This is a genomic window from Methylosinus sp. R-45379, assembly GCF_001644125.1.
In the GTDB taxonomy this organism is placed as follows: domain Bacteria; phylum Pseudomonadota; class Alphaproteobacteria; order Rhizobiales; family Beijerinckiaceae; genus Methylosinus.
In genome coordinates this window covers 1-1,691 of sequence record NZ_LUUM01000141.1, presented here as the reverse complement: position 1 = coordinate 1,691, position 1,691 = coordinate 1, and the positions used below count along the sequence as shown (strand labels likewise).

The window sequence follows — 1,691 nt, the reverse complement described above, 5'->3', positions numbered from 1 at the left end:
AGAGCATTATCCGCCCGACGCCGTTAAGAGCCTTCGCTCCTTTTCCTTGGCGGAGGCTGCATATTTTCTGGGCGTGACGTCATCTAACATTAAGAAGCTCCATCTCGAAGGCAAGGGCCCTACTCCCGCCACCTCGGCGTCTGGACGTAGGAGCTACACGGCTGAGCAAATGTTAGAGTTGCGGCAGTATCTCGATCGTCACGGGCGAGCCGATTACAAAAAATATGTGCCGCATCGACGTGGGGGGGAAGAACTCCAAGTCATCGCCGTCGTCAATTTCAAAGGCGGCAGCGGAAAGACCACGACGGCGGCTCATCTGGCCCAGCACCTCGCTCTCACCGGCCATCGCGTGCTCGCAATTGACCTCGATCCACAGGCCTCCCTATCCGCGCTTCACGGTATTCAGCCCGAGCTCGATCGGAATCCGTCACTCTACGAGGCCCTACGTTACGATGGCTCGAAGAAGCCGATTTCCGAGGTCGTTCGGCGTACCAATTTCCCCGGGCTCGACATCATTCCTGCGAATTTGGAACTGCAGGAATACGAATATGAAACGCCTCTCGCCGCTTCCGACAAATCCTCGGCCGAGGGGCGGATGTTCTTCACCCGGATCACCGACGCACTGAAGGAGGTCGATCACGATTATGACGTCGTGGTGATCGATTGCCCCCCGCAGCTCGGCTATCTCACCTTGACCGCATTGGCGGCTTCCACCGCCGTTCTCATCACCATCCATCCTCAGATGCTGGACGTCATGTCGATGAGCCAATTTTTGTTGATGCTGGGCGGCGTTCTTCAGTCGATCAGCGGAGCCGGAGCCGATGTCCGCCTCAAATGGTTTCGGTATCTCGTCACGCGCTACGAGCCGACCGATGGCCCGCAGGCGCAAATGGTCGGTTTCATGCAATCGCTGTTTCCAAAACAGATGCTCAAAAGCCCGATGGTGAAATCGACCGCTATTTCGGACGCGGGGATCACCAATCAGACGCTGTACGAGGTCGAGCGCGCCCAATTCACGCGCGCAACATATGACCGCGCATTGGAGGCGTTGAATGCGGTCAATGAGGAGATCGCAGCGCTCGTCCATCAAGCGTGGGGGCGGAGATGATCTTCATTTTGACAGCCGTGCAGAATTGCCGAACCGCTAAATTCCTCAAGAGATTAGCGCAAGGGAGAGGAGCCTGATATGGCCCGTAAGAACCTCTTGGCGACTATCACGGGGGCGGAGACGCCGAAGGCCGATGTTGCCGCGCGGCATGATTATGCGCTTCGCGGAGCGTCTCGTTCGATGATGCTTTCGATCGATGAGATGGCCGAGAACGCGAAGAAAATGCTCGCCGGGGAAACAGTCGTCGAACTCGATGTCTCACTTCTAGATCGCTCATTTGTCGCGGATCGCATCGAAGACGACGATGCTGATTTCGCCGATCTGCGCGAAGCGATCAGGGAGCACGGACAATCGACGCCGATTCTTGTGCGGCCTCATCCGCAGAGCAAGGGTCGATTCATGATCGTGTTTGGCCACCGTCGCGCGCGCGTCGCCAAAGAACTGGGTATTCCTGTACGCGCGGTGATCAAGAACCTGGAGGATATCGCGCATATTATCGCGCAAGGTCAGGAGAATACCGCACGAGCAAATTTGTCGTTCATCGAAAAGGCGCTGTTCGCCCAGAAGCTCCTCGATATGGGGC

2 protein-coding genes are annotated in these 1,691 nt (G+C 57.0%); both read left to right on the top strand.

From position 1 onward, the window contains the following. On the top strand, positions 1–1,108 hold a 1,108-nt coding region (gene repA / locus A1351_RS07050), incomplete at its 5' end, for a plasmid partitioning protein RepA (RefSeq protein WP_064032614.1). A gap of 78 nt (positions 1,109–1,186) precedes the next feature. Beyond that, positions 1,187–1,691: plasmid partitioning protein RepB (gene repB / locus A1351_RS07045; protein ID WP_083967199.1), on the top strand; the 505-nt coding region annotated here is incomplete at its 3' end.